The organism is Corynebacterium singulare (genome assembly GCF_000833575.1).
Taxonomy (GTDB): Bacteria; Actinomycetota; Actinomycetes; order Mycobacteriales; family Mycobacteriaceae; genus Corynebacterium; species Corynebacterium singulare.
The window spans coordinates 319,045-345,760 of the sequence record NZ_CP010827.1; the positions used below are offsets into that span (position 1 = coordinate 319,045).

Genomic DNA, 26,716 nt, shown 5'->3' on the forward strand with positions numbered 1-26,716 from the left:
CATGAGCGACCTTAACCCGGCAGTTGCTGATCACCACAGCGAGACCTACCCGGAGTTCTCCGGCAAGATTCAGGACTCCTACATCGAGGGTTACGACCCCGTGTCCTACAGTGCACCGCACTCCTCCCTGCTGCGCGCCTCCACCTGGATCGGCATGGGCCTGATTCTTTCCCTTCTTCCGGCCGCCGGCATCCTTATCTGGGGCCTCGGCACGTGGCAGTTCCCACAGGGCGTCGCCGGTGCTGACTACCAGCCGAACATCATCGTGGGTGCTATCTCCCTCGTTGTTATCGCTGTCCTGGCTTTCGGCACCATCCACTTCGGCCGCCGCTACTACCGCCAGTACCGCAAGGAAACCGGCCGCATCAACTAGGCACCTCCTAGGACGTTGAACGCCTAAGTTTCTGTACTGCCGCAACAACCCCCACCTCCAAACACATGGGAGACCATGTGAGGAGGTGGGGGTTGCTGGCGTTTCGGGCTAGGTGTGCGGGAGGGGATTTACAAAGAAGAAGGCAGGGAGCTGGGCGCTTGGCGACGTCAAAAGCTGCAATAAGCTTCGATCGATCACACTGTGCTGTTAACTGTACGCACTAACGAGAAGTATCTTCGTGCTGCTTCCTCTTATCATTTTTGGATCCTACTAATGCAACCATGAAAAGAATGGCAGATGCCGCCACCTGGGTTCCCGCTACCCATAGAAAATTCGTTAGGTCGATAACACCGAACGCGAGGAACCCTGCTGCAACTACTACGATTCCGAGGGGAATTAGGGATCGAGACATTGGGACATACATTTTATTTGCTCCTAAACTGCCCCCGGTAACCCGTGTTATTGATCGTGAACAATTCATAAAATGAGCGTTTTGAGGGGCCTTGAATTAAAGCTATTTGTCCTTTCCGCGCACGTCAAGGGATAAGGAGAAATGTGCAAAAGTCAGCTTCGCTTATTTCTAGAATGGTTTCGCAAGTGTGTGCTAAGCAAGACCATCGCGTACTTCGCGGCTTATTGTATGGAAGGCTATGTGGCTTAACCTCCCTAATTCAGGGCGCCCTTTGTACCAACTAGTGTTGTTCAGTGGGATTGAAGATGACATGTGCCCATTCTTTTTAGCTTCTAAGACCCCAAGGAGAACCACCCATGACGCACCGCGCAGACGCAGGGCTTGAGCCGACTCAGGAGACGTCGTTTGTGCCGCAGCCAGGAAACCAGGAGGCCCGTCGGGCGGACCTGCGCCGCTGGAAGGCGATTGCGCTGTCCTTCCTCATTGTGGCGGCAGTGATCTTTTTGGGGTGCTCGTGGTGGCAGGCGTCGGCAAGCGGGGCACCGGTGTGGGTAGGATACGTGCGCGCGGCGGCCGAGGCCGGCATGGTCGGTGGACTGGCGGACTGGTTTGCGGTCACCGCGCTGTTCCGCCGACCCATGGGCCTGCCCATCCCGCACACCGCGCTGATTCCGAATAACAAGGACCGCGTGGGTGATGCGCTTAAGGACTTCGTGGAGGAGAACTTCCTCACCGCGGATGCGCTCAGCGCCAAGGTGCGGGAGGCCGAGATTCCGCTGTGGCTGGCGCGCCAGGGTGTGGAGCCCGGTAAGGCGGAGGAGGTCTCCGCGTGGATTGGGCAGCGCGCTGCCAGCGTGGTGTCGGATTTGGATGCAGCTGAGGCAGAGCACTTTATCAAGACCCAAGTCATGGACCGTCTCGCTGAACCGGAGTGGGGACCGCCGCTGGGCAGGCTGTTGGAAGGCTACATCGCGGACGGCAAGGCGCGTCCGCTGGAGGATGACCTCATTGAGTGGGCACACGGAAAAATCCTGGGCATGGAGGCCACCGTGGTCACGGCTATCGATGAGCGCATGCCTGGCTGGGCGCCGCGCTTTGCCCGAGAGATGGTAGGGGAGAAGGTCTATACCGAGCTCGTTGAATTTGCCAACGAGGTTCGCCACAACGGTAACCACGAGGCCCGCCTGGCCATTCGTCGCAACCTGTCCAAGCTGGCCTCAGACCTGCAGTGGGATGAGGACATGCGCGGGCGCATCGAAGGCATCAAGCAGGAGATGCTGGCCTCTGACCAAGCGCAGCAGGCGCCGGCGGCCATGTGGCGCACGGTCTCAACCACGCTCATTGACCAGCTCAATGACCCAGAGTCCTTCCTGCGCCAGAAGATTACATCCAAGGTCAAGGAACTGGCGCACCGCTTGTTGGAGGATTCCGAGTTCCTGGCCCAAGCCAACGAGCTCGTGGACAAAGCCGCGCGCTATGCCGTGGAGAAGTTCGCGCCAGAAATCATCGCGATTATCCCGGAGACCATCAAGCGCTGGGATGCGGAGGAGGCCTCCCAGAATATTGAGCTCATGGTGGGCAAGGACCTACAGTTCATTCGTCTCAACGGCACCGTGGTGGGTGCACTGGCTGGCTTGGTTATCTACACTGTTAATCACCTACTTTTTGGCATCTAACAAGGAGTGACGACCATGTCCGTATTTGACTCAATCAAGAATGCCGGTACTTCAGCTTTTGATGTGGCCAAAGACTTCGGTGGCCGCTTCAAGGAGGAACGCCAGAACCAAGCTCAGAGCGCTCAGGCAGACCGCATCGCCCGCGCCGCTGATGCGGCCGGCATGGGGGATGGCACCGCAAAGGAAGAGTCTTTCTTCGACCGCGTGACCTCCACCGCGAAGAACCTGGGTGAGTCCGTCTCCTCCGCGGCGCGTGAAACCCGTAACTCCGCGTCTTTCGAGAAGGCTCGAGAGGATTTCACCACCGCTTTCAACGAGACCCGCGATGGTGTTGAGGAAGCCATCAACAACGCCAAGGACAAGCGCGCTGAGAGTCAGACGCCGCAGAGCCCGCGTAATCCCTATTCACCGAAACCGAATGACAACATCATTGACGGCGAAGTCGTTGACGAGAATTAATTAATGCACACTTTTCTTGACATTATTGCCTCGATACCGCGCTACACCTTTATGGCGGTGTCTCTCTTCGCACTGCTGGGCGCTATCCTCGCCGCCATGACCCGTGAGGACGCCTTCCGTGCCGGGGATCGCCAGAACAAGTGGGTCTGGGTAGGCCTGTTAGCCGGTTCAGCACTGCTGATGAACACGCCGCTGCCGTTTGTCAGATGGGTAGGTGCCATCATCACTGGCCTGTACTGGTTTGATGTGCGCCCGCAGCTCAAGGCCATCATCAACGGCGATTACTCCTACTGATGCGCGTTCTCCTTCAGGCTTCCCTTGAGGAGGTCCGTGCGCAGTCGCCTGGCCAGCGAGTGGTTGTTTCACCGCACCACGTTCTTGCGGCTGACAGGGCGGAGTACATCATCGCCGTGGCCGGCTATCCCACTGGGCGCCACCACTCCCTGGTGAAAGCCGCGGAGGCACGTCTGGCTGTGCAATCCGGTGCGGCGGAGGTGTGGGTTGCGGTGGACGCCGCGCTTGGCGACGCCACCTCGCTCCTCTCCGAGCTTGTCACCCTCCGCGAAGCGTGCCCGCTTCCCGTGCGGCTTGGCCTCATCCTCCCCGCCGATGCCTCTTTGCCCTGTGCTGAGCTTGCCCGCGCTGCTGAGCAGGCGGGATATCAGTGCCTCGTCGTGTCACACGACGAGGAGCTTCCTCAGCTGGACTCCCAGCTACCCATGGAACGTTTCTGACACTGAACGCTTCTGAACCAGGCTAGTTGGCGGGGGCGGTTGCTGGCGCAGGAGCCGTAGCAGCATCAAGTTCGCTCATCGGTACATTCTGGCCGACCATGGTGAGGGTGACCTCGCCAGCACCGACATCGACAGATTCGAAGGTGAGTTGCTGACCCGCCAGCTGCTCCGCCATACCCTCCGCTAAGGCATCAGAGATCGCCGTGGTGGCCTGCTCTGGAAGGTCGAAGCCGAACAGGGAGGCCTTCTCGGCGTTGATGGCGAGCTTGCCATCGCGGGCTTCGGGCTTGAGCGCGAGCTCCGCTAATCCGCCAGCAAATTCCACGGAGAGGTTATCTTCCGCATCGTGGGCAGTAATCCCCGTGACGACGAGGTTGCCTAGGGCGTCATAGCCGGACTGATCCGCAATGGCCTTCTGGAAGCTGGCGAGCAGGAACTGATCCGGAACCGTGGTTGAGGCGCGCAGGGAGCCCGCCACCGGTTCCTTGGACAACGTCATGTCCTCCACGTGGACATCTGCCGCTGGCTGGCCGGTGATGTTGGTGCCCTCAATCTTCAGAGTGGACGGGGTCTTCATATCCATCTGCGGGATCTTGCCGTTGAGCATGCCAAAGATCATCGGGCTGGCGCCAAAGCTCACCTCTGGTTCTTCCGACGTCTCCACGCCTTGGTCCTTGGCGGACTGGACAAACTGGTCCTTCATCTGGGTGCCCAGGAACCAGCGCAGTCCCAGTTCAGCTAGCAAAATGATGAGCAGGAGCGCTACCAGCACGCCGATGAAGATTTTCCAGGCCGTTGCGGCACGAGATGTAGAAGAAGCCATGACTACCAGTGTGGCGCATGGTCTTAAAGTCCGCCAACTACAACGTCCCAATCAACTGTGAGCACGTTATCTCGCAGGCGGCGGTGTACGGGATGGACCATATCCAAGCTTTGCCGGGCCATGCGCCACCGCACTCGCGGGCCATAGGGCGCCCAACCGGCTGCGCGATCCCAGGCGTCGTCAGCCGCCTGCAACAGCTCATGGATAGGCTCGCCGGGAACATTCTTATGGATCAGGATCTTGGGCAGCCGCTCCGCTAGATCGCTCGGTCGCTCCACATCGAAGGGATCCCAGGCGAGGGTAAGTGTGCGGGGACCGGAGGCGTCGAGAAGCACCCAGGCGGCCCTGCGACCCAACTCGTCGCAGGTTCCTTCCACGAAGAATCCGCCGGGCGCTAGGCGGGAGGTCACCGTGTCCCAGGCCTTCTCAACCTGGTCCACGTCGTATTGGCGCAGCACGTTGAAGGCGCGCACGAGCTGCGGACGGTAGCCTGCCAGCTCGAATCCGCCGAGCTCAAATGTCACTCCATCACGTGGTGGCAGGACGCGCTCGGGGGAAATCTCCAAACCCGTCACCCGGGTGCGCGGATTGATGCGGCGCAGCCAGCCTGCCCACTCCACCGTCGTGGTGTGGGAGGCGCCGTAGCCGACGTCGAGAGCCAGCGGCTCGTGCGTGGAGCGCAGCAGGGAAGAAATCTCTGGATGCGCGACCATCCAGCGGTCACAGCGGCGCAGGCGGTTGGGATTGGTCGTACCCCTGGTGATAACGCCAAAAGGCCGACCAGCGCTTTCCTGCGCTCGCAGGTTATGCGCGTGATCGGCCATGACAGTAACGGAAGGTGTTACACGTTTAGAGGTTGTTGGAGATCCACTCTTCGGTGAGCTTGCCCTCGTTGGTGTAGAGCTCCTGCAGGGCCTCAGCCACCTTCGGCTCAATGGCAGCGCCCATCATCGGGATGTTGACGGATACCTCGGTGACGTAATCCAGAGCAGTGGTCTCGCCCTGGCCCTTGTAGGTGATGTCACCCTTGAAGTCGACCGGGGTGCCCTTGACGTCAGCGACGAAGGAGACGGACATCTGATCATCGACAACCTCGCCGATGGTCACGGTGCGCTTCTCCTTGAGGTCCTGGGAGACCATGGCGCGCACGGCCTCCGGCAGGAGGGAGGTCGGCAGAATCTCGAAGAGCACGGCGGTGTTGCCGGTGAACTCGTGCACGGTGCCCGGTTCCGGGGACAGCTTAGCCACGATGAAGTCCCAGTATTCCTGGGTGGTCAGTGCCTTGTGCACCTTATCGATGGGCTGGTTGATGATAACGGTGTTTTCGCTACGGGTTGACATGAGTTACAGACTACCTTGGTAGACGTGCTAGATAAATTCATGACCCTCGCTGAACTGGACGGTGTCACTCTCGATTCCGAGACCACCTTTGCTGATCTCACCACCTTGCGCATTGGTGGCGCCCCGCTGGTGACGGTGCGTTGTGCCAGTGCGGAAGCGGCAATTGCAGCGTTGGCCGCGCTTGACGACGCCTCCCAGGACTACCTCGTCGTCGGTGGCGGCTCCAACCTCGTCGTGGCCGAAGGCCAGCTCGACGTCGTCGTGGTCATCCTCGATTTCGATGCCATCGACGCCTCCGTGGCGGATGGACTCCTCCGTGCTGATGCCGGCGCGGTGTGGGATGACGTCGTGGCCTTGTCCGTGGAGTGTGGTTTGGGTGGCATCGAGTGCCTCTCCGGTATCCCGGGCAATGCCGGTGCGGTGCCGGTGCAGAACGTGGGCGCATACGGTGCCGAGACATCTGACGTCCTCACCCAGGTCTACCTCTATGAGCGTGCTACCCGCACCGCATCGTGGGTGCCGGCTGAAGAACTAGAGCTGGCCTATCGTTACTCCAACCTGAAGTTCACCGGACGTGGAGTGGTGCTGGCCATTGAGCTCCAGCTGACCACCGACGGCCTGTCAAGGCCCCTGCGCTTTGGTCAGCTCACCCAGAACCCCGGTGAGCGCCGCCCCGTGGCCGAGGTCCGCGAGGACGTACTGAAGCTGCGCCGCGGCAAAGGTATGGTGCTCGACCCAGAAGATCACGACACCTGGTCAGCCGGTTCCTTCTTTACCAACCCCATTGTGGAACCGAAGCTCGCCGATTCCATCCAAGAAGCCGTCCGCGCCGCCCGCGGCGATGAGGATGCGGACCGCATGCCCCGACACGTGGTGGGTGGGACCACCGCGTCGGGAGGGGACGCCGCGTCAGGAGAAGGAAAGGAAAAACTCTCCGCCGCCTGGCTTATCGAGCGCGCCGGTTTTGCCAAGGGCTACCCGGGCGAAGAGTCCGGTGCACGCGCAACGCTGTCCACCAAACACACCCTGGCCCTGACCAACCGCGGTGCGGCCACTGCAGACGATATTGTCGCGCTGGCCCGCGAGATTCGCGCCGGGGTTCAGAAGGCCTTCGGAGTAACGCTGGAGCCAGAACCCATCTGGCTAGGGGTAGAAATATAAGTACGAAATATTTAAAATAGCGTTGAATTGCTAACTCGCCGCCGCAAACACTAGGTGCCCAGAAAGGACAAAACATGTACATCCCCAAAGACGTTCTCTTCGCCATCCTTCTCTTTGTCTCGGCCCTTCTCTGTGCGGTGGCGATCCTGTTAGTCCCAGGCCTGTTTGCGGAGTTCAGTGCAGCGCGCTGCACTTTGATGGCGAGTGTCTTGGGGCTCGGCGTCGCAGGGCTGTTCTTCGCCCGTACCCAGATCCGACGCCTTGAGCACTAGCGCTTAGGCCATGACGTTGAGCCACTCATCCTTCGCCGCGAGGAAATCGCGCGCAGCCTCCTGCGCGCCCTCGAGGGAGTGGTGGGCGCCCCACCCGCACTGCACCTCGTTGGCGGCGGGAACCTCGGTTGCGTTGAGGATGTCGTTGAGCGCGCCCTCGACCGCGCGGAGCAGCTCATCCTGCTCCATGCCGTTGGTGATGGCGTAGAAGCCGGTGCGGCAACCCATCGGGGCAAAGCCAATGAGCTTATCGGTGTAGTTGCGCATGTAGTTGGCCATCATGTGCTCAACCGAGTGCAGCGCCTCCGTGCCGAGGTGCGCCTTGTTTGGCTGGCAGAAGCGCAGGTCATACTTGATAATCTCGACCCCGCCGCCCAGGTCGGTGCGGTCGGCAACGCGGATATAGGGGGCGTCGACAAGCCGGTGGTCGAGCTCGAAAGACTTCACGTTGATCTTATTCTCGGCGTTGTTCTCAGTCATGCCTCCCCAGTGTAACTGCTATCCAGGTCTTGGCCAGAGTGTCCTGACCCTGAACGGATGCTGTACCGCATACGCTGGACAGATATGAGCGACGAGGAAATCGGGGGCAATGCTGTCCCGGTCGAGAGACCAGAGACCATTGTGCCGTGGAAGAGCTCGAACATTCTTGAGGTCGAGGGGCACAGCGATGCCCGCGATCCTTTCGCCAAAGGTAACCGTCTGCGCCGCGAGAGCTGGAGCCTAGTCCTTCGCCGCACGTGGAATGACTTCTTCCATGATGCCTTCACAGACCGTGCGGCCGGGATGACGTATTTCACGCTCATGGCGTTTGCGCCCACGGTACTAGCAGCCTATTCCATCGCCACTCTTATCTTCTCCTCCCGCAAGGACGAAGTAGAGCAGCTGACCTCGGAATTTATTGAACAGTACATTCCTAGCTCCTTCTCGGAGGAAGCGAATGTCGTCGTCAGCGCGATTATCGGTTCAAGTGCTCAAGGTACCTTGGCCCTGATCGTGTCGTTGGCTATCTCCCTGTTTTCTGCTTCGGCATATGTGCGGGCCTTCGCGCGCATAGCCAATACCGTGTACGGGCGGGTAGAAGGTCGCGGCATCATCCGTACGTGGTCGCTGATGTGGGGATTGACCGCCATCATTGTCATTGGTGCGGTCATCGTGCTCTTTGCCAATTTGCTGCGTGACACCGTCATTAGCGAGGCCATCTACCCCTTAGCCGGACAGGTTGGCCTTGAAGATGCCGCTACCTACCTGGTTCAAGCCTTCCTCCCCGTGTGGAATTGGCTGCGCTTCCCGGTCACGGTGGTCGTGGTCCTTACATTGATTGCGGTGCTCTACCACTTCAGCCCCAATGTGCGGCCGAGCCGTTTTCGCTGGATCACCTACGGTTCCGTGGCAGCACTCGCGGGCACCGTTGGGGTCTGGGGCTTGTTTGGCCTCTACATCACCTATCTTGCTGGAGCCAGTGCTTATGGCGCGTTGAGTACCATCCTGGCTCTTTTCATGGCCATCTGGTTGATGAATACGTCCCTCATTGTCGGCATCAAGATTGATGCCGAGGTGCTGCGTGCAAAGGAGCTGCAGCTAGGGATGCACTCGGAACGCTTCATCCAAGCCCCGCCACGCTCGGATGCATCCTCCCGTGCCCAGGCCCGTGCGCAGAAGCGCCTTGAGTACAAGGCGCGGGAGATTTCCGATAACGCGCGGCAGAAACAGCCCGAGTAGTTGAGCGCTACTTCAGCGAGTAGTAGATGAAGCTTTTCGTGGTGGGATCAGAGACCACGATGTTGCCGCTCTCGGCATTCTTGGAGGGGGCACTAAAAATGAGTGTCTTACTTCGGGTCTTTGCCTGCGATAGGGGGTTATACAGCTCGTTATCGGAGTTGACTGATGCCCCGTCCAATTTTCGGTTCTTCAAAGCCCAATGGTCGCTATAGCTAAGCAGTGGCACATTGAGGTAGTCGGGATTATCGCTTAGGTACGTGATGGTGACGTCGACCGAGATATACTCTCGCCCTTTTCTGGGCCGGGGAAGTAGGGGATGGGCGGCAACGAGAGAGTCGGAGTTATTGACCACAAGATTGCTCACTGTCAGCTGCCATTCTGGGCTAGATAACATGGTGTTCAACGGCAACGGGTCGCTTCTCGAGCCTTCGTCGCCATCGAGAATGTAGTGCTCGCCGTCAGTATTCGGAGTCAGTTGAAAGGTGCTCGTAGGGCTCGGTGCAGCGCGCACTTCCTGGGCAGTAACCGGAGTGGCGTCCATGGACTCTGGAAGCACGACAAGGGCGGCAGCAGCCACGACGCTTCCAATGACGCTGACGGCGATGGCGACAACACCAACCGGGGTGGATTGCCGGGCAGATAAGGTCGCGGCAAACCCCGTGGCCCCAGCCGCAGCGAGCATGACCCAGCCAGCGATGTACACAACGGGAAGGCACGCCAGCAGCGTGCCCACCAGAGCGAGCACCACAGCAATTAGACCGAGGCGGTCCTTCTTGGGCTGTGATTCCTTTGCAGAGGCATCGGTCATGTGAGGAACTCTTTCAGATGTGGAGAAGGTTCGTGCGGGAAGAAAGGTGCCTAACTGACTATGTGTGCTCGACCTGTTCCGTCGAGTAGCTCGTCAACGTGTCTTCCCACGAGGCCCCCTCCTCAAACAGCACAAACAGGCCGACGGTTAGTGCGATCTGAATGATGAAGCCGAGGACTGCCCCGACTAGTGCGGTACATAGCGCAACGATGGGCCAGAGATTCCTCTGGTCTTTCATGAGCAAACCAGTAAATCCCACAATGACGGCAGTGCCGAGAAAAACCGTGTCAAACAGGAACATGAAGGGCAGGCAGGCAAGAACAAATCCGATCAGCGCCGCGATGAAGGCGATGATTCCCATAACGTTGGATTGCGGCTGCGGCGGTTGTGGCGGCTGCGCGGCACCGTAGAAGTTCTGTTGGCCATACGGCCCATTCTGGGGAGGCGGTGCAGATGAAGGCTGGAAACCGGAGGGGCCATAAGGAGGTTGCGTCATAGTGTCCTATTTCAAAGCGAGGTGGAAGGGAATCTCAGTGCCAGGTGCGACAACAACGAAGGTACCGTCTTCAGCGCCGTTCTCAGGCACACTGACAGCAAGTCTGCCGGTGCGCTTCTCGTGCGGCTGGAAAGGCGTGTCCGTGTCAAAAAAGCCGTCAACGTCCCGCAAGAGGGGATGTTTATCTCCATCGTCGCCTGGGTCGCGGTAGAGGAACGCCATCTCAGAGCTAGCGTCGGTCTTGTTACCGGTGTACGTCAGCGTCAAGTCAAAAACCAAGTACTTTCGACCTGCTTCTGGCTTCTTATAGGACGGATCTGCGGCCATGACCTCGTCAGTACCGTCGAAGTTGAGGTTGCTGACGTCCACCGCCCATTCAGGTCCATGCAACGTTGTCTTGAGAGGCAGCGGGGTGGAACGCGATCCAGGGGTTCCTTCCTCAAGGATCTGGTTGCCGTTTTCGTCGGGAACGCTGTTGAAATACTCCGTCGCGGTGGGGGTAGGGGAGCCTGTGCTTTCTGGCGTCTCCTCTTCGCCCCATGGCTGCACCGTCGTACCCACGACGGAGCTCGCCGACCCCGGGGTTTGTGTCGTGTCTGGAAGAGAATCGATGAACTTTGCTGCCATGAAGAAGAAAAAAACTAGTGACGTGATAAGGCTACCCACCACGGAGATGATCAGCGCCGCTACTCCCCACATCGTGGATTGGTTGTTGAGGAAAAGCGCAACGATGCCGGTAACAAACGCCACGACAAGCATGATCCAGCCCACGACGTAGATGACGGGTATGCAGCCGATAATGGTGCCCATAATGGCGAGCACTGTGGCGATGATTCCGACGATGGAGCTTTTCTTAGGCGGTTCGGGCTGGGGTGGCGGTGCCCCGTATCCGCCACCCGGGTTGCCATAGGGAGAACTCAGTGGCGGGAAGGACTGGTTAGCGTAGGGATTGTGCTGCGGGGCGCCGTGCTGAGGGGCTCCTTGCGGCCTAGGGCCCGGCGGCGGGTTGTGCGGCGGATACGGCGGCTGAGTCATCAAGAGGCTCTTTCAGGGGGAGTGGGAGAGGTGAGTGAGTCCTCATAATAACTGCCGCAAAGCCGCCGCGTGTGGGAAAAGAGGGTAGGTGGGGAGTGCTCCTAGCTTTCTGAATAGGTGCCGTCTGTGCCGAGGCGCGCGGTGTCATCGAGGAGCATCGCGATTTCCGCAGCCTTGGCGTTGTCAGCCGGCAGGCGGCGGCCTTCGATGACCTCAAAGAGCGGGGCACGGCCCAGCATGCCAGCTTCAAAGTGCGCACGGCCGGCGCGCAGGCGCTGCTCGGCGCGCTCGCGCCACGAGGTGGCAGCATCCGCCCCGCGCTGCTGAGCCACTGCCTGCTCGAATACGCCTGGGTGGGCATAGACGATGAGCGCGCTGACGTGGCCGAAGCCCAGCGAGGTCAGTGCCGCGGCCTTCACGCTGTGGCCTGCAGAGCCGAGATCCAGCGGGGATCGCAGCCACACCAGGTTGCGCGCCTTCGGGGCGATGAGCGGGTCGACGCAATCCAGGGACACGTTCGCCGGGATGCGGTGCGTGCGGAAGACATCGATGATGCCGCCGGTCTGGAAGAGCGCAGCACCCGCCTTGGAGTGGCCGGTGAGCGTCTTCTGGGAGATGACGAACATCGGCTGGTCCTCATCGCGGCCAATCGCCGGCCACAGCAGGGAGTGCAGCTCCGACTCGTTGGGGTCGTTGGCGCGGGAGATGAAGCGCTCGTCGATGCCGCCGGCGACCACGACGTCGGCCTTGCCCAGTGCACTCTTGCTGCATAACCAAGATAAAGATCCAGCCCACTCTCGACTAGGGCGAGGCGGGCTGAACGATTAAACGAAGCTTGTCACGGCGCACGACACCCCGCCAGACGGACGAACAAATGAGCAGGCAGTGAATGCGGTTGAATGGACGGTGTCAAGTTTTCGTGGCTGGGTGAATTTCCTTGCATCATTAATTGCTTGTAGAAATCGCGTACATCGTGTAGGTTCACACGCAGCACTAACAGCCCGAAAGAAGAACGAGAAAGCTAAAGGAGGCGAACCGCGATGATGACCCATAACAATCAGCCGCTAGGACGCTTCTTTAAGCAACTCTTCTAATAGGCTGACTTGACCATTTCCCGGGAAAGCGGCCCTGCTTATCCCGGACGTTGGTGCCAGCCGCGCGACCCGCGCGCACAACTCACAAGTCAGCCGCCCAAGCAGGCCCTTTCTCACGAACTGCGTTACGTAAACGCAGAGAAAGGCTCTCTTATGCGCCTGCACAACTTCGCCTCCATTGTTGAAGACAAGACGGTGGCGCAGGCACAACTCGTCGCTGACCTGCCCTTCGTCTACCCACACGTGGCGCTCATGCCTGATGCCCACTTTGGCAAGGGCTCCTCGGTCGGCACCGTCTTCGGCACGCTACGTGCCGTCATCCCGGCGGCCGTCGGCGTGGACATCGGCTGCGGCATGATTGCCGTGCGGACCCACCTCACGCACGCGGATATCCAGGACTTCGCGCTCGAGGACCTGCGCACCGCAGTCGAAGACTCCATTCCGCTCTCGCCCGGCAATTACAACGGTTGGATCATGGACCCGCGCACCGAGGCTCGTACGCGTGAGCTCGCGCAGCTGGCCCAGGACACCGGCGTGGATCTCGGCCACTCCAAAAACTGGCGTCAGCAGCTGGGCAGCTTGGGCGGTGGCAACCACTTCATCGAGCTGTGTCTCGACGAAGAGGACCGCGTCTGGCTGTTCCTGCATTCTGGCTCGCGCGGCGTGGGCAACAAGATTGCCCAGAAACACATCAAGGCCGCGCAGCGCCACTGCGAGAAGCATTGGATCCAGCTCGCGGACAAGGACCTGGCCTACCTCGTCGAGGGCACGGAAGAGTTCGACTCCTACATTGCGGATCTCCACTGGGCACAGCACTTTGCGCTGCTCAACCGCGATGAGATGATGGACCGCTTCCTCGACTGCGTCGCCACCTGGTCCGGCGCGGATCGCGAGACCCTCGAGCTCGAGCGCATCAATTGCCACCACAACTACACCCAGCGCGAGAACCACTACGGTAAGAACGTGTGGCTCACGCGTAAGGGCGCCATCAAGGCGGACGAAGGCGACCTCGGCCTCATCCCCGGCTCGATGGGCACCACTAGCTACGTCGTGGAAGGCAAGGGCTACCCGCCGGGCCTCAAGTCTGCGCCGCACGGCGCGGGTCGCGTCATGTCGCGCACCCAGGCCAAGGCCCGCTTCACCGAGGCGGACCTTGCCGCACGCATGGAAGGCATCGTCTACCGTCCCGGCGCCGAGTTCGTCGATGAGATTCCGGACGCCTACAAGGACATCGACTGCGTGATGGCCGATGCCGCCCAGCTCGTCGAGGTCAAGCACACCCTGCGCCAGATCCTCAACGTCAAGGGCACCTAACCTGCGCCATGATGGGACCGTCACTTTTAGTGACGGTCTCTTTTGAGCTTTCCGACGCCCCCTCCTCCTGCAGCGTCGCATCAGCACGACGCTTTGCCTTATGCAAGGAAACGAAGTGCGTGACCACTATTGATTACTGCTTATTTATCGCGAAGGGCTGGAACTGCTCGGCCGGTCGGAGGTGAAAGCTGAGTATTAAACTGCGTCGAGGCGAGTTGGCGTTCAGCATCGTCGACCAGCATGAAAACATCGTCAGCGAAGTAACCGAGAAGCCCGCCCGCACCGATGACTTTCTTACGTAGAATGCCAGCGTCGGTGAGTGAATCGAGAGAATCTCGGGCCGTGCTTGTCGATGAAATCCCCAGCTCGGACTTCACGATGGACACCGTGACCAAAGGCATAGCAGGAAGCTTCTTGAGCAGTTGGAACTCCGTCGAATTTGATTTCAATGCGCGCTTGCTTCCTTGCGCAGTGCGGTGGTGATTTACCTTGTCCATCCATTCTGCTTCTAGGGCGGCGACGCTATCCGCAAGTTCAGCTGCTTTGGTGGTGGCGACTTGTGCAGCCTCGACGAAGAAAGAGATCCATGCCAGCACGTCACCCTCGCGGAATTTCGTGAGTCCGTTGACGTAACGGTCACCGAGCGTTGCCAGAACCATACTGACGGGGAGAACCGCAGCATCGGTGAGCCCTCTGCGCTGTAAAAGCGCGTGAATCATGGCTCGCCCCACGCGTCCATTCCCATCCGGGAATGGGTGGATGGTCTCGAACTGTGCATGAACGAGCGCTGCTTGAACGAGCGCGGCGTGGTCTGCCCCGTTGAAGTATTCAATGAGATCATCGAGGAGTTCCGGGACTTGCACGGGAGGCGGGGGAACAAAAGCTGCATCGATGGGGTGATAGTCAGATCCGCCAATCCAGTTTTGAGTAGTACGTACTCCTTGTAAAGGCTTTTCTGCAACGAGCGCTGTCTGTATTGCAACAAGGTCATCCAGGACCAGCTCGTCTTTGTAAGCCAAGTCTGCATTGATGGTGTCGAGGATGGCGACATTGCGGGCGACAGCTGTTGCGGATTCTTTGAAACCCCGAATGTCGGAATCTGATTCACGCGCGAGGATCGCCATGGCCACTTTGTCGGAGTTCGGAGCAATTCCCTCGATCCGGGAGGAAGCGACGGCCTCAGAACGGAGCAGGAGTCGCGCAACTCCTTCAAGGGAGTGGGTATTGTCTCTCATCCCAAGATTGTGAATCTCCCGCTCGATGCGAACGATACGTCGCGAGAGCTCGGACGGAAGCTTTAACGACATGCCTGCAAGTGGATCGGGAACGAAAGCGTGATACTTACCTCCTTGTTTGGCGCGTCGAGAAAGACCGCTGCCATCAGCGGGGATCCATTCCAATTCGACTGTCTTTGCCACAGTTGACTCCTCTCATGCGCTTGGGGCATTGGGGATAAGGTTTATCTTGGTAGATTGATATCCTAGTTTACCGGGATAGCCGTTATCCCGGTGGACTGCGAGCGCAATGCGCCAGATAACTCTTATCGTGAGTCACCGCTTTGTTAAAGACGTTTGATACGGTCTGAAGCGTCCTGGGTTTAGTTCCTACCTCAGCTAAGGAAGGATTGAACTATGCCTAGAAAGTATTCCGTCGAGTTCAAGGAGAAGGCGGTCCATCAGATCATCGAAATGGTCCGCCTGGAGTCTTGCTCACTGCAACGCGCCTACACGGAGGTCGGTGAGCTTTTTGGAGTATCTCACCACACGTTGCGGGCCTGGTACCGTGACAGCGCTTCAGTACGTGTTGACTCTGACGCTTCAGGCGGCGAAACAATGGAAGAAGAACTCAGGCGTCTGCGCCGCGAAAACCGCGAACTGAAACGAGCAAACGGGATTCTTAAGACAGCTTCGGCTTTTTTCGCAGCGGAGCTCGACCGACCCACGACCAAATGATCTCCTACATCGACGCGTACAAAGATCAATTTGGGGTCGAGGCCATCTGCAGAGTTCTAAAACAGGCAGATCGTGGGTTCATCACCTCTCGTGGCTACCGCAAGGCGACCACTCGTGTTCCCAGCGCAAGGGCCTTAAGCGATAGCCTTCTCATCCCAGAGATACAGCGTGTGCATGCGGAGAATTTCTCGGTCTACGGCATCCGCAAAATGTGGCACGCGATGAACCGTGAAGGCTTTCATATCGGCCGCGACAAGACTGCACGACTGATGAAGCTAGCAGGTGTTTCCGGCCGCCGACGTGGACGAACCCCAGTAACAACGATTAGCCCGAAGACACCGGATCATCGCCCAGACCTTGTGTGCCGAAACTTCCGTGCGCAGGCACCAGGCAGGTTGTGGGTTGCCGACATTACCTTACGTTCGCACCCTGTCAGGATTCGCCTACACCGCGTTTGTCGTGGATGTATTCAGCCGAAAAATTGTTGGTGTCGCTACACGCTCGACGATGCGTATCGATGCGCTGCCCATAAAGGCTTTGGAGCATGCGTTAACGACTGCAGGGCGAATCCATGGAAACCAGTTAATTCACCATAGCGATCGGGGCAGCCAGTACGTGTCACTGAAGTATTCCACTGCGCTAGCGGAATCCGGAATCCGTCCGAGTGTGGGAACAGTCGGAGATTCTTATGACAATGCTCTCGCCGAGACAGTCAATGGTCTCTACAAAGCTGAACTCATTCACGCCCAGGGCCCGTGGACGTCGGTCGGAGAAGTCGAATTGGCCACCTTGCGGTGGGTGCATTGGTGGAACACCAAGCGACTTCACGAAGCATTGGACTACGCCACCCCACAGGAAGTAGAAACCGAGTATTATCTCACCCAGCCCATCAACACAGGGCCGTAAAAGAAGCGGAACTAAACCCAGGACGCTTCAAAGTGACTTCAGTGATGTCGGTAATCGGGGGGTTCGCATTCTCGATGAATTGTTAGCGGACATGAAAAGCTGACCGGAGGCGGACATAAAAAAGTCCACCTATGGCCATGAGAAACTGACCAGTGGCGGACACCACGGGGGCAGGGCGTGTTCGAATGATTGACTCGTCCTGTTGGAGTATGGTAAGCGAACTTATCCCCTCTGGTTCAGAGCCCTGTTGTGACGTCGATCTAGCGCTGGGATGCTCCTCGAGTTCGAACGACGATGACGTGGTGCATCAGCCGACCGATGGGAGCCGTGTTGTTCGGTGTCGGGCGCACCTGTGGCATGAGGTCCGTGAAGCTTGGCACATGTGATTTCACGGAACGTGCCGACGGCGCGGCCGCGTGCTGTGGTTGCCTTCGATAGGCACGAGGAACCCGGTGTTGGAGTCACCATCGGCGACGGCGGGGCCACAGACCTGACACCTCAACTTCACCCCTACTTCTTCTAGAAGACAATTGCTGCTGATTAGAGACGGAGTCAGGTCCGTCCATGCTTTTCGCTAGATGAGTCCGGTTAGACTCTTCTATCGAACATCGGATGAAGACCCCTTATTTTCCTACCCCCAATAAAAACTCCCCAAACCCCTAAATCCCGTGTCCGCCACTGGTCAGTTTTTCATGTCCGCCAACATGAATTGAACCGCGTAGCCTTTGACGAAACTCGTCACTTACGGAATGGTGATGATGCGGATAAATTTAATGAGGGAAACTCAAAAAATCGGCTGGCACGAGTTGTTGAAGTAGAACTTCCAGGACCAGCGAATAGTGAACTGCGTAGTTTTGTTCGTAAGGCAGTTTCGTTAGCTCATTCGATAAAACACGCACCGAACTCATCGCGCCGTGAAGCTGGCATAATCGCTGATTCCGTAATCATGCTTGTCAATATTTTTCGGCGGATGTTTGAAAGCGTGTGATGGAACATTTAATTGAAAAGCGTTGGTGAGCAAATATCGTCGCGACATAGAGCGAAACGAGGTTAGTCCGAAAGGAAAGGGCCAGTTCGTACTTGAACTGGCCCTAATTGCTAGAGGCTACGCACTCGGGAATTCACCGGTTGCGCCCAGGCGCGCATCGGCGTCGAGAAGCATGGAGATTTCCGCGGCCTTGTCGGCGTCGACGAGGCCGTAGCCGTCAATCATCACCTTGGTGTCGGCGTGCGGCATGCGGCGGCCGTCGATGACCTCGAAGAGCGGCGCGCGGCCCAGCATGCCTGCCTCGAAGCGGGCGTGACCCGCGGCGAGGCGCTGCTCGGCACGCTCGCGCCAAGCAGCTGCAGCGTCAGTGCCGCGTTGCTGCTTGATGGCCTCCTCAAACACGCCCGGGTGCGCGTACACAATGAGCGCGCCGACGTGTCCGAAGCCGAGTGAGGTCAGCGCCGCTGCCTTCACACTGCGGCCCGCGGCTGCCAGATCCAGCGGCGAACGCAGCCACACCAGGTTTTTCGCCTTCGGTGCGATGAGCGGATCAACGCAGTCCAGCGACACGTTGGCCGGGATGCGCCCGGTGCGGAAGACGTCGATGATACCGCCGGTCTGGAAGAGCGCGGCGCCGGCTTTGGAGTGGCCGGTGAGCGTCTTTTGGGAGATGACAAACATCGGTTGATCCGCGTCGCGCCCGATGGCCGGCCACAGGATGGAGTGCAGCTCCGACTCGTTGGGATCGTTGGCGTTGGTGGAGGTGTCGTGCTTGGACAGGACGCTGACGTCGTTGGGTGTCAGGCTCAGTCCGCGCAGCGAGCGTGCGAGACGAGAGTTCTCGCGACCACGACCGGCGCCCAGGGCGCCGAGGCCCGGAGCCGGGATGGAGGTGTGGGCGCCGTCGCCGTAGGAAGCGGCGTGGGCGACCACGGCGAGCACAGGAAGGCCCAGCTCTTGCGCGAGGCTACCTCGCACAAGCAGGACGGTGCCGCCGCCCTCGCCCTCGAGGAATCCGCCGCGGCGGCGGTCGTTGGCGCGGGAGATGAAGCGCTTGTCGATGCCCTTCGCAGTCATCGCTGCGGTCTCTGCGGTGGCGTTCATATCGCCAAAGCCCTGCAGCGACTCGACCTGAACGTCGTCGATACCACCAGCGACCACGACGTCGGCTTTACCCAGCGCAATCTTGTCGACGCCCTCTTCAATCGAGACCGCCGCCGTCGCGCACGCGCCGATGGGGTGAATCATCGAGCCGTAGCCGCCGACCAGCGATTGCATGGTGTGCGCCGCGATGACGTTGGGTAGGGCTTCCTGCAGGATGTCGGAGGGGCGGTCCTCGCCCAAGAAGCGGGAAACGAAGACCTTGTGCAGGGACTCCATGCCGCCGATGCCGGTGCCCTGCGTGGTGGAAACCTGGCCTGGGTGGATGGACTGCAGCAGTTCAGCAGGGGAGAAGCCAGCCTGGATGAAGGCGTCGACGGCCGTGACCAGGTTCCAGACCGCCATGCGGTCGAGCGAGTCAAGCATGTGGTCCGGGATGCCCCAGCGGGCCGCGTCGAAGTTGTCCGGCATCTGCGCGGCCACGGTGCGGGTGAGCGTGGCCTTGCGCGGCACCTTTGCGGTGGCGCCCTTGCGGCGGGTGACCTCCCACTCGCCGTCAGCCTCGCGGATGCTGGTGAACTCTGGGTCGGCCTCGGCGATATCGCGGGCGGTGGCCTCGGAATCGACGGTGAAGGTGATGTCGCGGTCCAAGAACACCGTGGTCAGGTCGATGGAGCCACGGTCAACCAGGTGGTACTTATCGGTGAGCTCGCGGACGCCGGCGCGGGCCACGACCTCGTCGCGGAAGCGCTCGTAGATGTCCTCTTCCGCAATCTGTTCGTCAGTCTCGCCGACGAACCAGCCCGGCGCGGGCTCCTCGCGCCATGCAATGAGGCCGGTCATCCACGCGAGCTCGATGACACCGGCGGCGGTCAGCTCGGCGGAGCCGTCGCGCTGCAGGCCATACTCGGCCTCGAAGCGGGTGCGGCCGGAACCCCAGGAGCTCACCTCGCCGATACCGGCGATGACGACCATGTCGTCGAGGTCGGTGGTGATGTCGCCAAGTTCCTCAGCCAGCTGCGGCTGCACCGGGCGCGCCGGGGAAGGCAGTGCCTTGATGCGGGCGGTGGTGTCCTTGGCGGCACCCTCTGCAGCGGACTGCGCAGCAGGCTTCTCGACCTCTAGAGAAGTCAGCGAGAAGCCTTCGAGACCGCCGGTGAGGTCTGCCTCGATCGGGCGTTCGGTGGCGCGGGCGCGGGACTCGGCGGAAGCTAGGTCTAGCAGCTCAGAGGAAATTTCCTCCGGCGACCAGACGTGGATGCCGGCCTTCTGCGCGGCTGGAACGAGGACGTCGTTGCCGCCCATGAGGTGAGTGCCTGCGACCCAGCCGATCTTGGCTTGCGCAAGGGTGACGCCGGCAGGCCAACCAGCCTCGACGTTCCACTTGGCCAGGATGGCGTCGAGCGCGGCCTTGACTTCGCCATAAGCGCCGTCGCCGCCGAAGGTGCCGCGGTTGGGCGAGCCCGGCAGGACCACGTGGCACCGGGTGGGGCTCGGGGCCTTGACCGCGAGGTCAGAGAGGCCGCCGATGAGGCGCTCGACCGACCACAGCAGCAGGCGAGCCTGGGATTCCGTGGAGGAACCGGCGTCTGCGAGCGAGCCGGAAACAGATGGTGCCGCGAATGGGAATGCCAAGGTTGGGGTGAGCGCTGGCTTGAGAATCTTCACCTCGTTGCCCACGGATTCGCGCTGCTCGGAGCCGATCCACTCAACCAGGGAGTCCACGTCGCGGAAGCTGGTGAGGTTGGCTGGAACCAACCACAGGGCAGATCCCTGGCGGCCGTGCTCGGCGTAGAGGCGGCGGGCGAATTCCTTACGGGATTGGGTCACTCGCGATGCCGTCATGATGACGGTTGCGCCGCCTGCGAGGAGGCGCTCGACAAGCGCGGCGGCGATGGAGCCAGGAGCGGCACCGGTGACGAGGGCGACGTCGCCGGCGTAAGCGCCGTGTTCGGTGGACTCGGCGGCTGCTGCTATCTGCTCGAAGTAGGCAGAGTCGACGGCGGTGTTGCCCGAGCGTGCCCACCAACGGGCCTGTTCAGCCACGGTGGCGCCGGCGCCCTGGAAGGCGGCTGGCTGCGCGCGCTCGTCGTCGGCATCGATCTCACCGAGTGCTACGCGGGCGAGGCGCTCGCGGGCGATGGCCCAGGCGTCGTCGAAAAGCACGGCGTGTGCCGCGTCGAAAGAAGGGGTGACGGACTTGAGCCAGCCGGAACCGAGCTCGGCCTCGACGGCCTCGATGACCTCGGTGTCTGGGGCGGTGGCCTCGGCAGGCTCGGCGACGTGGCCGAGCTGGGTGAGGACCTGGCGGGCCACGGTGGCGAGTACGCCGTTCTCACCGGTCACGGTCTCGGCGTAGGCCTCGAGGGCGGCGGAATCCACGACCCCGCCGGAGGCTCCACCTGCGGCAGTGTCCTTGGAGACACTGGCGCCGTGCGCATTGGCGACGCCCTGGACGGCGGCGTCGATAAGCTCGTGCGCCGCGGACTTGCTGGTGGCGCTGGACGGAACCGTGTTCAGGCTGCCGCCGCGGACGGAATCCTCGTCGCGGGAGCCGAGCAGGATTTCGGCCTCGACGTGGGCGACCCAAGACTCGGGCAGGCCCCAGGTGCCGGTGACGTACTCGGCCACCGCGGCGGGCTTGAGGCCCGCAGCACCGAGCAGCTGGCGCAGGCGTGCGGTGACGGCCTCGCCAAGGACGCTGCCGAAAGGCGCGTAGCCAGGGGCGGCGGCGTTGACCTTCTCGCGCAGCGAGGCGACGTCGGCGTCTGCGGCGCCGTCGATTGCAGGCACGCCGATCTCAGCGGACATGTCCATCAGGAGCTGGTTGCGGCGCGAGGACACGCCGTTGGTCAGCTCCTCCACGGTGTCGGAGTCCATAATCTGATCCACGCGAATCTTGTTTTGGAAGGCGAAGAGCACCATGATGGCCTCGGCGGCGCCGAAGCGCAGTTCGGGGGCATCGCTCGCAGCTGACGCGGTAGGTGCAGGAGTTGGTGCAGTCGGAGCTGCCTCAGCCGGAACCTCGGCTGGTGCCTCGTTGGCTTGCGGTGCCTCCTCGGCGTCGGCTTCCGGTGCCGGTTCGGCGGCGGGGGCCTCGGAGACGTCGGCAAGCATGACCTGCTCCTGGTCTCGCTCCACGTTGAGCACGCGGATTGTGCCCTCCGGGATGCCGGCGACTGCCAGCGAGCGCTCAGCCAAGTTGGTCAGCGTTGGGGAAGAAGCCAGGCCGACCTCGATGATCTGTTCCACCTTGCCAAAGAGCAGCTCCTGGGTTTCAATCCAGCGCACCGGGGAAGCGAATTGCCAGGACAAAAGCTCGATGAGGAGCAGGCGGGCGAGCGCGTGCTCGGAGAGATCCTCCACGCGCAGCCCATCCAGTTTTCCGGAGGGGGCCAGTGGTGCCACGGCATCGACGAAGTCCTGAGTGAGCTCGAAGGGACGGGCTACCAGGTTCGGGATGTAGCGGCCCACCAGGGCATCAAGATCCAGTTCCTGGGGGAGGAGCTCATCAAGCTTCTCAGCGAAGGCCGGAACGCCCTCGCGCAGCACGCGGGAGTGGAAAGGAACATCGATGCCTGGGACCATGACCGCCGCACGCGGGGCGATGGCATTGGCCTTGTCCACCAGGGCTTTTAGTCCTTTCTTGGTGCCGGCAACGGAGTACTGCTGGCCGCGGATGTTGTAGTTCACGATCTCTAGGAACTCGCCGGTAGTCTCAGCGACCTCAGCGACCCAGGCATCGACGTTGTCCGCATCAATGCCCGCCATGTTCGGGCGCAGTGCCGCCATGGCGTATTCGGAGTTACCTTTCTCGTCGCGCGGCACCAGGCTGCCCATGGCGGAGCCGCGGGAGTAAACGATGTCAATAACGCCCTCGAGGTCAAAGATATTCGCCAGCGAGGCCAGCGCGGTGTATTCGCCCAAGGAGTGGCCGGCGAAGTAGGAGGTCGGCGCCAGGGTGTTCTCGGCGCGCAGGCGCTCGGTCTGGGCATAGGCCACCACGGCCAGGGCCACCTGCGTGAACTGGGTCAGGTGCAGCACGCCCTTCGGGTGACGGAAGGTAGTACCCCGAACGGTGAGTTCCGTGGGGTTCTCATCGATGATCTTCTGGATGCTAAAGCCCAGGTTCTCGCGGGTATGCGCATCGGCACGGCGCCAGGCCTCGCGGGCTGCCGGGGAAGCTTGGCGGTCGCCCGTGCCCATACCTTCGGTCTGGATGCCCTGGCCGGGGTAGACGTAGGCCGTGGTTGGCGCGGCGAGCAGGGCTTGGCCGCGGGAGACTACCTCGCCGTCGATGCGGCAGGTGACCTCGAGTGCTTGGTGGATGCCTTTGCGGCCGATGCGCTCGACGGTGATCTCAATGTCATCACCCAGCTGCACCATTCCATACATGGAGTAGGTCCACCCCACTACGCGGCCGTGACGCCCGGCCACCTGCTGGGCGGCGGCCGAGAGCCACATGCCGTGCACCAGAGGTGCGTCCAAGTTGACCAACTGGGCCGCGTTATAGGAGGTGTGGATGGGGTTGTAGTCGCCCGAGACCAGCGCAAATGGCGTCATATCCTGCGGGGCAGTCACGGTAGCGCGGTCGACAAAGGAGCGTGGGGTAGCCACCACCTTGGTGGCGGACTTACCCCCGCCCCATTCCGGCGCGGGCTTTGGTGCTGCGGTGCCGGTGGCGCGCCCACGGATGGCAAAGCGGTGCATCTGCGTGGCCACGATGTCACCAGAGGCGTGATCCGTGAGTTCCAGCTCCACGGTGACGATGCGCCCGGAGGCGGATTCCTCCACGGCGGTGCAGGAGGAGGTGACGTCTATCTGGCGGCCGTCGGCAAGCTGCTCTAGTGGCACGCGCACGTCGATGACGTGGTCCAAATGCACCGCGTTGAGCAGGCCTTCGATGACTGGGTAGCCGTCCATCAAACGCCCGGAGCCGAGTGCCGCATAGATGGCCGGCCAGCAGGGGCCGACAAGTACATCTGGGGTACCAGCCTTGTTCGCCGCAGAATTTCCACAGGTTACCGCGCTGTGTGCTGACAGCAGTGAAGCAGGGAAGTGGAAGGAGTAGCCCGATTCCACAGACGGCATGTCCGTGATCTCGTCGCCCTGCTCGGCTGTGGAACCCACACCGGCCAGGCCTTCGAGGAGGGCAAAGACGGAATCTGGCAGACGTTCTTCTGAAACCACCGGGGAGCCACCCGTGGCCACGTCCTCGGGGAGGTCCACCGGAACGGTGACTTCACGGACGTAGAAGGGACGCTGCTCCTCAGGGAGGTCATCCCAATACGAGTCCGCCGTGATGACGATGTCCCAGTTGCCGTCGGCATCCTGGCGCAGGTCGAAGGCATTCTCATCCATCTCATAAGCCGGGTTGGCCATGAGGTGGCCGTGCCACAACAGTGAGGGGGCGCTGCGCAGGAACGCCGCCGCATCGGCAGCGGAGTTGAGGCGGGAAAACGCCTTCTGCGGTGTTGAGCCCTGCTTCAGCAGCGCATCCGTGGTGGCTTGCTCGAAGCGGGTAAGCAGGTCAGCGACCGGCTCGTTCTTCTTGGTTATTCCGGCCACGGCGACGGGGCCTGGGATGATGCGCACCTGGTCAGCGGTATAGCGCTCATCCTGGGCTTGCCACAAGGTGTCTTTGCCAAACCAGCTCTTGAGGTCGCCATCAATGGCGGGTACCCATGGCATGGGTTTGACGTGCTTGTAGTGCAGCGAAATCCACCAGGCAGCATCGCGTGCAGAGACCTTGGTGGCGCGCGCGGCGGGGTAAGCCTCCAGCAGCTTTGCCACGGCCGCAGGGCCATCGTGGACGTCTTCACCGCTGGTGAAGAGGGTCTCAATCTGGCCGTGATCCGCTGGGTTCAGGCGGGCCTCGACGCGGTGCAAGAGATCGAGGAAACGGTCGTCCCAGCTCGGGTCCACAAACGGATGTGCCAGCTCCACGAAACGCTCGAGCCATTCGGCATACGTCATGGACTCTACGTCACCAAAGCAGGGCTTACAGGTCTTGTCCAGTGCGGCGATGATCTCCTCGCGGTGCGTCGCATACTCGTCAATGCTGAGTGCCGTGATGAGGCGCGAGGCGGCAGCGAAGGAATTATCCAGGTCGTGGATATCTGCCAAGAGGTGGGACTGCGAGGATGCCACGCCGTTCGCGCCGGTGCCGCGGCCGACCCATCCGCCGTTCTTGGAAGGCGAAATGCCTTCCGTGTTGACCAGCAGGTCCTTGACGGAATCCGTGGCCTTGGCCTCCTTGGTGGCCATGGCGACGGTGCCGAGGAAGACGGCGTCGACAGGCATGGCCGGCATAGCGTGCTTTTTAGCCCACTCACCGGTGAGATAGGAGGTGGCGCGGTCCGGGGAGGCAATACCGCCGCCCACAGCCAGATAGACAGTGGGGTGCTGGCGGATCTCACCGTAGGTCTCTAGCAGCATGTCATCGAGGTTCACCCAGGAGTGGTGGCCGCCGGCGTGCCCGTCTTCGACCTGCATGATGATGCGGTCCTCCGGGTAGGCCGTGGCGATCGCCAGAACATCCCGAATCTGCTTCGCGGTGCCGGGCTTGAAAGAGATGAAGGGGAAACCATCGGCGTGGAGGCGGTCCAGCAATTCGCCAGCTTCCTCCACTTCCGGAATGCCGGCGGAGATACACACGCCGTTGAATGGCGCACCAGCCGCACGGGACCTGGGCACGATGCGCGCCTGGCCAAAGTGCAGGTTCCAGAGGAAGCGATCGAAGAACATGGTGTTGAACTGCGCCGTGCGGCCAGGGCGCAGGTGCTGTTCCATCGTGGCCAGGTGGGCGCGGAAGACCTCCTCGGAGTACATGCCGCCGCCGGCCATCTCCGTCCAGTGTCCGGCGTTGGCTGCCGCGGCGACGATCTCACCGTCAGCGGAGGTTGGAGTCATGCCGCCCAGCATGATGGGGGAAAGCCCCGTGAGATCAGAGAAGCGGGTCTGGGTGTAGGTGCGGCCATTCGGAAGCTCGATGGTGCGCGGAGCGAAGTCGGCGTAGTTCAGGGCCTCGGGCAGTTCAGTGCCCGGCGTTGCCAGTGCATTGAGCTCCCGCGGGGTAGCAGCCGAGATCACCGTGACACCCGTGCCCTCCACCACACGGCGGGTGAGGTTGGTCAGCGCGCGGTCAAGAACGATGAGGTGCTCGGAGCTGAGTGCGTCCAGCGTGGCTGGCCAATCATGTTCCGCGACGAGGATGGCCTCTGCCTGCGCGCGGGCCTCATCCACGTCGAGGCCGCACTTCTGAGCCAAGGCTACGGTGCGCTCAGCCGCTGGGGCGAGCACCGGGTTATGGAAGGGAAGAGCTACGGGCAGCTCATCAAAGCGAGGGCTAAGCTCATCGCCGCCGATGGTGCGCTTGTCCAGCTCATCATTGAAGCTTTTTACTGCTTCTTCGATGGCGGTGCGGGTGGCAGCCAGGTCTTCGGGGCTGCCGGAAAGCGCAAAGTGGCGCCGGCCGTTGACCACGGCGATGGCAGCGGTGCCGTGCAGGTGTTCAGTGACAAAGCTGCGCTCCAGCCCCCGCACGGACAGCATCTGCGAGCGGGGATCGGTACCGTTTACCGCCGTCGAGGCTGTGCCCATCAGGATTGCCAGGGCGAGGGCTTCCGCAGGCTTGTCGACGGCCAACGCGCCCAAGCTGCCCTGCGAATGTCCAGCGCGCTCATCGATGTCGATGCCGAGGTCGCGCAGCTGTTCGATGGCAGCAATCTGGCCGAGCACGATGCCCGGGATGGAGACGGCTGGCAGCACATCGCCGAGCTCGCGGTCATCCTCCCCGCCGATCAACTGCTTCAGGCGTTCCGCCGCACCAGGGCAGGAGGAGGACACCGTGCGGGCCACTGGGGCAATGAGCGTGCGAGCCTGGGAGAGAACCTCCTGCAGGCGTTGCGCAGTAGCTGGGGTTTGCGTGGCGGAGGCGATGATGCTTTGCCATTCAGAGCCCTGACCCGCGAAAAGGACAGCTGGGTGGGACATAGAATGCAGCGGAGTTATAGGCATTTTTCCTCTTTGTGCTGGTCGGGGATAGGTGTC

At 61.1% G+C, this 26,716-nt stretch carries 18 protein-coding genes and 2 pseudogenes; 10 read left to right on the forward strand and 10 right to left on the reverse strand.

Features of this window, described 5'->3' with window-relative positions; translation table 11 throughout:
* Nucleotide 1 precedes the first annotated feature (1 nt).
* From CSING_RS01440 to CSING_RS01465, 5 genes are all read left to right on the forward strand, one after another.
* On the forward strand, nt 2-373 hold the full coding sequence (locus CSING_RS01440) for a hypothetical protein (RefSeq protein WP_042529067.1): 372 nt from the start codon (nt 2-4) through the stop codon (nt 371-373).
* Nucleotides 374-1,141: 768 nt separating this feature from the next.
* Nucleotides 1,142-2,461 (forward strand): DUF445 domain-containing protein, encoded by a 1,320-nt coding sequence (locus tag CSING_RS01450; protein WP_042529070.1) that lies wholly within the window; start codon nt 1,142-1,144, stop codon nt 2,459-2,461.
* Nucleotides 2,462-2,476: 15 nt separating this feature from the next.
* Nucleotides 2,477-2,920, forward strand: coding sequence for a CGLAU_01105 family protein (locus tag CSING_RS01455; RefSeq protein ID WP_042529072.1), 444 nt, complete (start codon nt 2,477-2,479; stop codon nt 2,918-2,920).
* Between the two features lie 3 nt (nt 2,921-2,923).
* Nucleotides 2,924-3,214, forward strand: coding sequence for a DUF2516 family protein (locus CSING_RS01460; protein ID WP_042529073.1), 291 nt, complete (start codon nt 2,924-2,926; stop codon nt 3,212-3,214).
* Nucleotides 3,214-3,654, forward strand: a complete 441-nt coding sequence (locus tag CSING_RS01465) for a hypothetical protein (RefSeq protein WP_042529075.1) — start codon at nt 3,214-3,216, stop codon at nt 3,652-3,654. Before CSING_RS01460 ends, CSING_RS01465 begins: the two co-directional genes overlap by 1 nt.
* Before the next feature lie 22 nt (nt 3,655-3,676).
* Here CSING_RS01465 and CSING_RS01470 read toward each other — a convergent pair whose 3' ends face one another.
* From CSING_RS01470 to CSING_RS01480, 3 genes are read right to left on the reverse strand one after another with little or no spacing between them, the layout of a single operon-like run.
* Nucleotides 3,677-4,477, reverse strand: a complete 801-nt coding sequence (locus CSING_RS01470; protein WP_042529077.1) for an LmeA family phospholipid-binding protein — start codon at nt 4,475-4,477, stop codon at nt 3,677-3,679.
* Nucleotides 4,478-4,500: 23 nt separating this feature from the next.
* Nucleotides 4,501-5,301: a class I SAM-dependent methyltransferase gene (locus CSING_RS01475; RefSeq protein ID WP_042529079.1), complete on the reverse strand. Its 801-nt coding sequence runs from the start codon at nt 5,299-5,301 to the stop codon at nt 4,501-4,503.
* A gap of 25 nt (nt 5,302-5,326) precedes the next feature.
* On the reverse strand, nt 5,327-5,818 hold the full coding sequence (locus CSING_RS01480) for a DUF2505 domain-containing protein (RefSeq protein WP_042529081.1): 492 nt from the start codon (nt 5,816-5,818) through the stop codon (nt 5,327-5,329).
* A gap of 24 nt (nt 5,819-5,842) precedes the next feature.
* Here CSING_RS01480 and CSING_RS01485 point away from each other — a divergent pair, with 24 nt between their 5' ends.
* Both CSING_RS01485 and CSING_RS01490 read left to right on the forward strand, forming a co-directional pair.
* Nucleotides 5,843-6,979 carry a UDP-N-acetylmuramate dehydrogenase gene (locus CSING_RS01485; protein ID WP_042529083.1) on the forward strand — a complete coding sequence of 379 codons (1,137 nt, stop codon included), beginning with the start codon at nt 5,843-5,845 and terminating at the stop codon, nt 6,977-6,979.
* A gap of 74 nt (nt 6,980-7,053) precedes the next feature.
* Nucleotides 7,054-7,251, forward strand: coding sequence for a hypothetical protein (locus tag CSING_RS01490; protein ID WP_042529085.1), 198 nt, complete (start codon nt 7,054-7,056; stop codon nt 7,249-7,251).
* Nucleotides 7,252-7,254: 3 nt separating this feature from the next.
* On the opposite strand, the gene CSING_RS01495 is transcribed toward CSING_RS01490, so the two are convergent.
* Complete coding sequence (locus CSING_RS01495; protein ID WP_042529087.1) at nt 7,255-7,731, reverse strand: S-ribosylhomocysteine lyase; 477 nt, start codon at nt 7,729-7,731, stop codon at nt 7,255-7,257.
* Nucleotides 7,732-7,815: 84 nt separating this feature from the next.
* On the opposite strand from CSING_RS01495, the gene CSING_RS01500 reads away from it, so the two are divergent.
* Entirely contained in the window at nt 7,816-8,970 is a 1,155-nt protein-coding gene (locus CSING_RS01500) for a YihY/virulence factor BrkB family protein (RefSeq protein ID WP_042529089.1), read from the forward strand.
* A gap of 7 nt (nt 8,971-8,977) precedes the next feature.
* Here the strand turns inward: CSING_RS01500 and CSING_RS01505 are convergent, their stop codons facing one another.
* The 4 genes and pseudogenes from CSING_RS01505 to CSING_RS01520 form a co-directional block, all read right to left on the reverse strand.
* Entirely contained in the window at nt 8,978-9,778 is an 801-nt protein-coding gene (locus CSING_RS01505) for a hypothetical protein (protein WP_042529090.1), read from the reverse strand.
* Nucleotides 9,779-9,836: 58 nt separating this feature from the next.
* Entirely contained in the window at nt 9,837-10,274 is a 438-nt protein-coding gene (locus CSING_RS01510) for a hypothetical protein (RefSeq protein ID WP_042529092.1), read from the reverse strand.
* Between the two features lie 6 nt (nt 10,275-10,280).
* Nucleotides 10,281-11,309 carry an FUSC family protein gene (locus tag CSING_RS01515; RefSeq protein WP_042529094.1) on the reverse strand — a complete coding sequence of 343 codons (1,029 nt, stop codon included), beginning with the start codon at nt 11,307-11,309 and terminating at the stop codon, nt 10,281-10,283.
* 101 nt (nt 11,310-11,410) lie between these two features.
* Nucleotides 11,411-12,013, reverse strand: a pseudogene (locus CSING_RS01520) (hypothetical protein); the annotation flags it as partial.
* 543 nt (nt 12,014-12,556) lie between these two features.
* Here CSING_RS01520 and CSING_RS01525 point away from each other — a divergent pair.
* A complete protein-coding gene (locus CSING_RS01525) occupies nt 12,557-13,717 on the forward strand; it encodes an RtcB family protein (protein WP_042529098.1) in 1,161 nt (386 codons plus the stop codon).
* Nucleotides 13,718-13,857: 140 nt separating this feature from the next.
* Here CSING_RS01525 and CSING_RS13800 read toward each other — a convergent pair whose 3' ends face one another.
* Entirely contained in the window at nt 13,858-15,135 is a 1,278-nt protein-coding gene (locus tag CSING_RS13800; RefSeq protein ID WP_042529100.1) for a Fic family protein, read from the reverse strand.
* 213 nt (nt 15,136-15,348) lie between these two features.
* Here CSING_RS13800 and CSING_RS13510 point away from each other — a divergent pair.
* Nucleotides 15,349-16,575 (forward strand): annotated as a pseudogene (locus CSING_RS13510) (IS3 family transposase).
* A gap of 1,105 nt (nt 16,576-17,680) precedes the next feature.
* Here the strand turns inward: CSING_RS13510 and CSING_RS01545 are convergent.
* The gene (locus CSING_RS01545) at nt 17,681-26,683 is read right to left on the reverse strand and encodes a type I polyketide synthase (protein WP_042529104.1); all 9,003 of its coding nucleotides are present in this window, start codon (nt 26,681-26,683) and stop codon (nt 17,681-17,683) included.
* Nucleotides 26,684-26,716 lie beyond the last annotated feature (33 nt).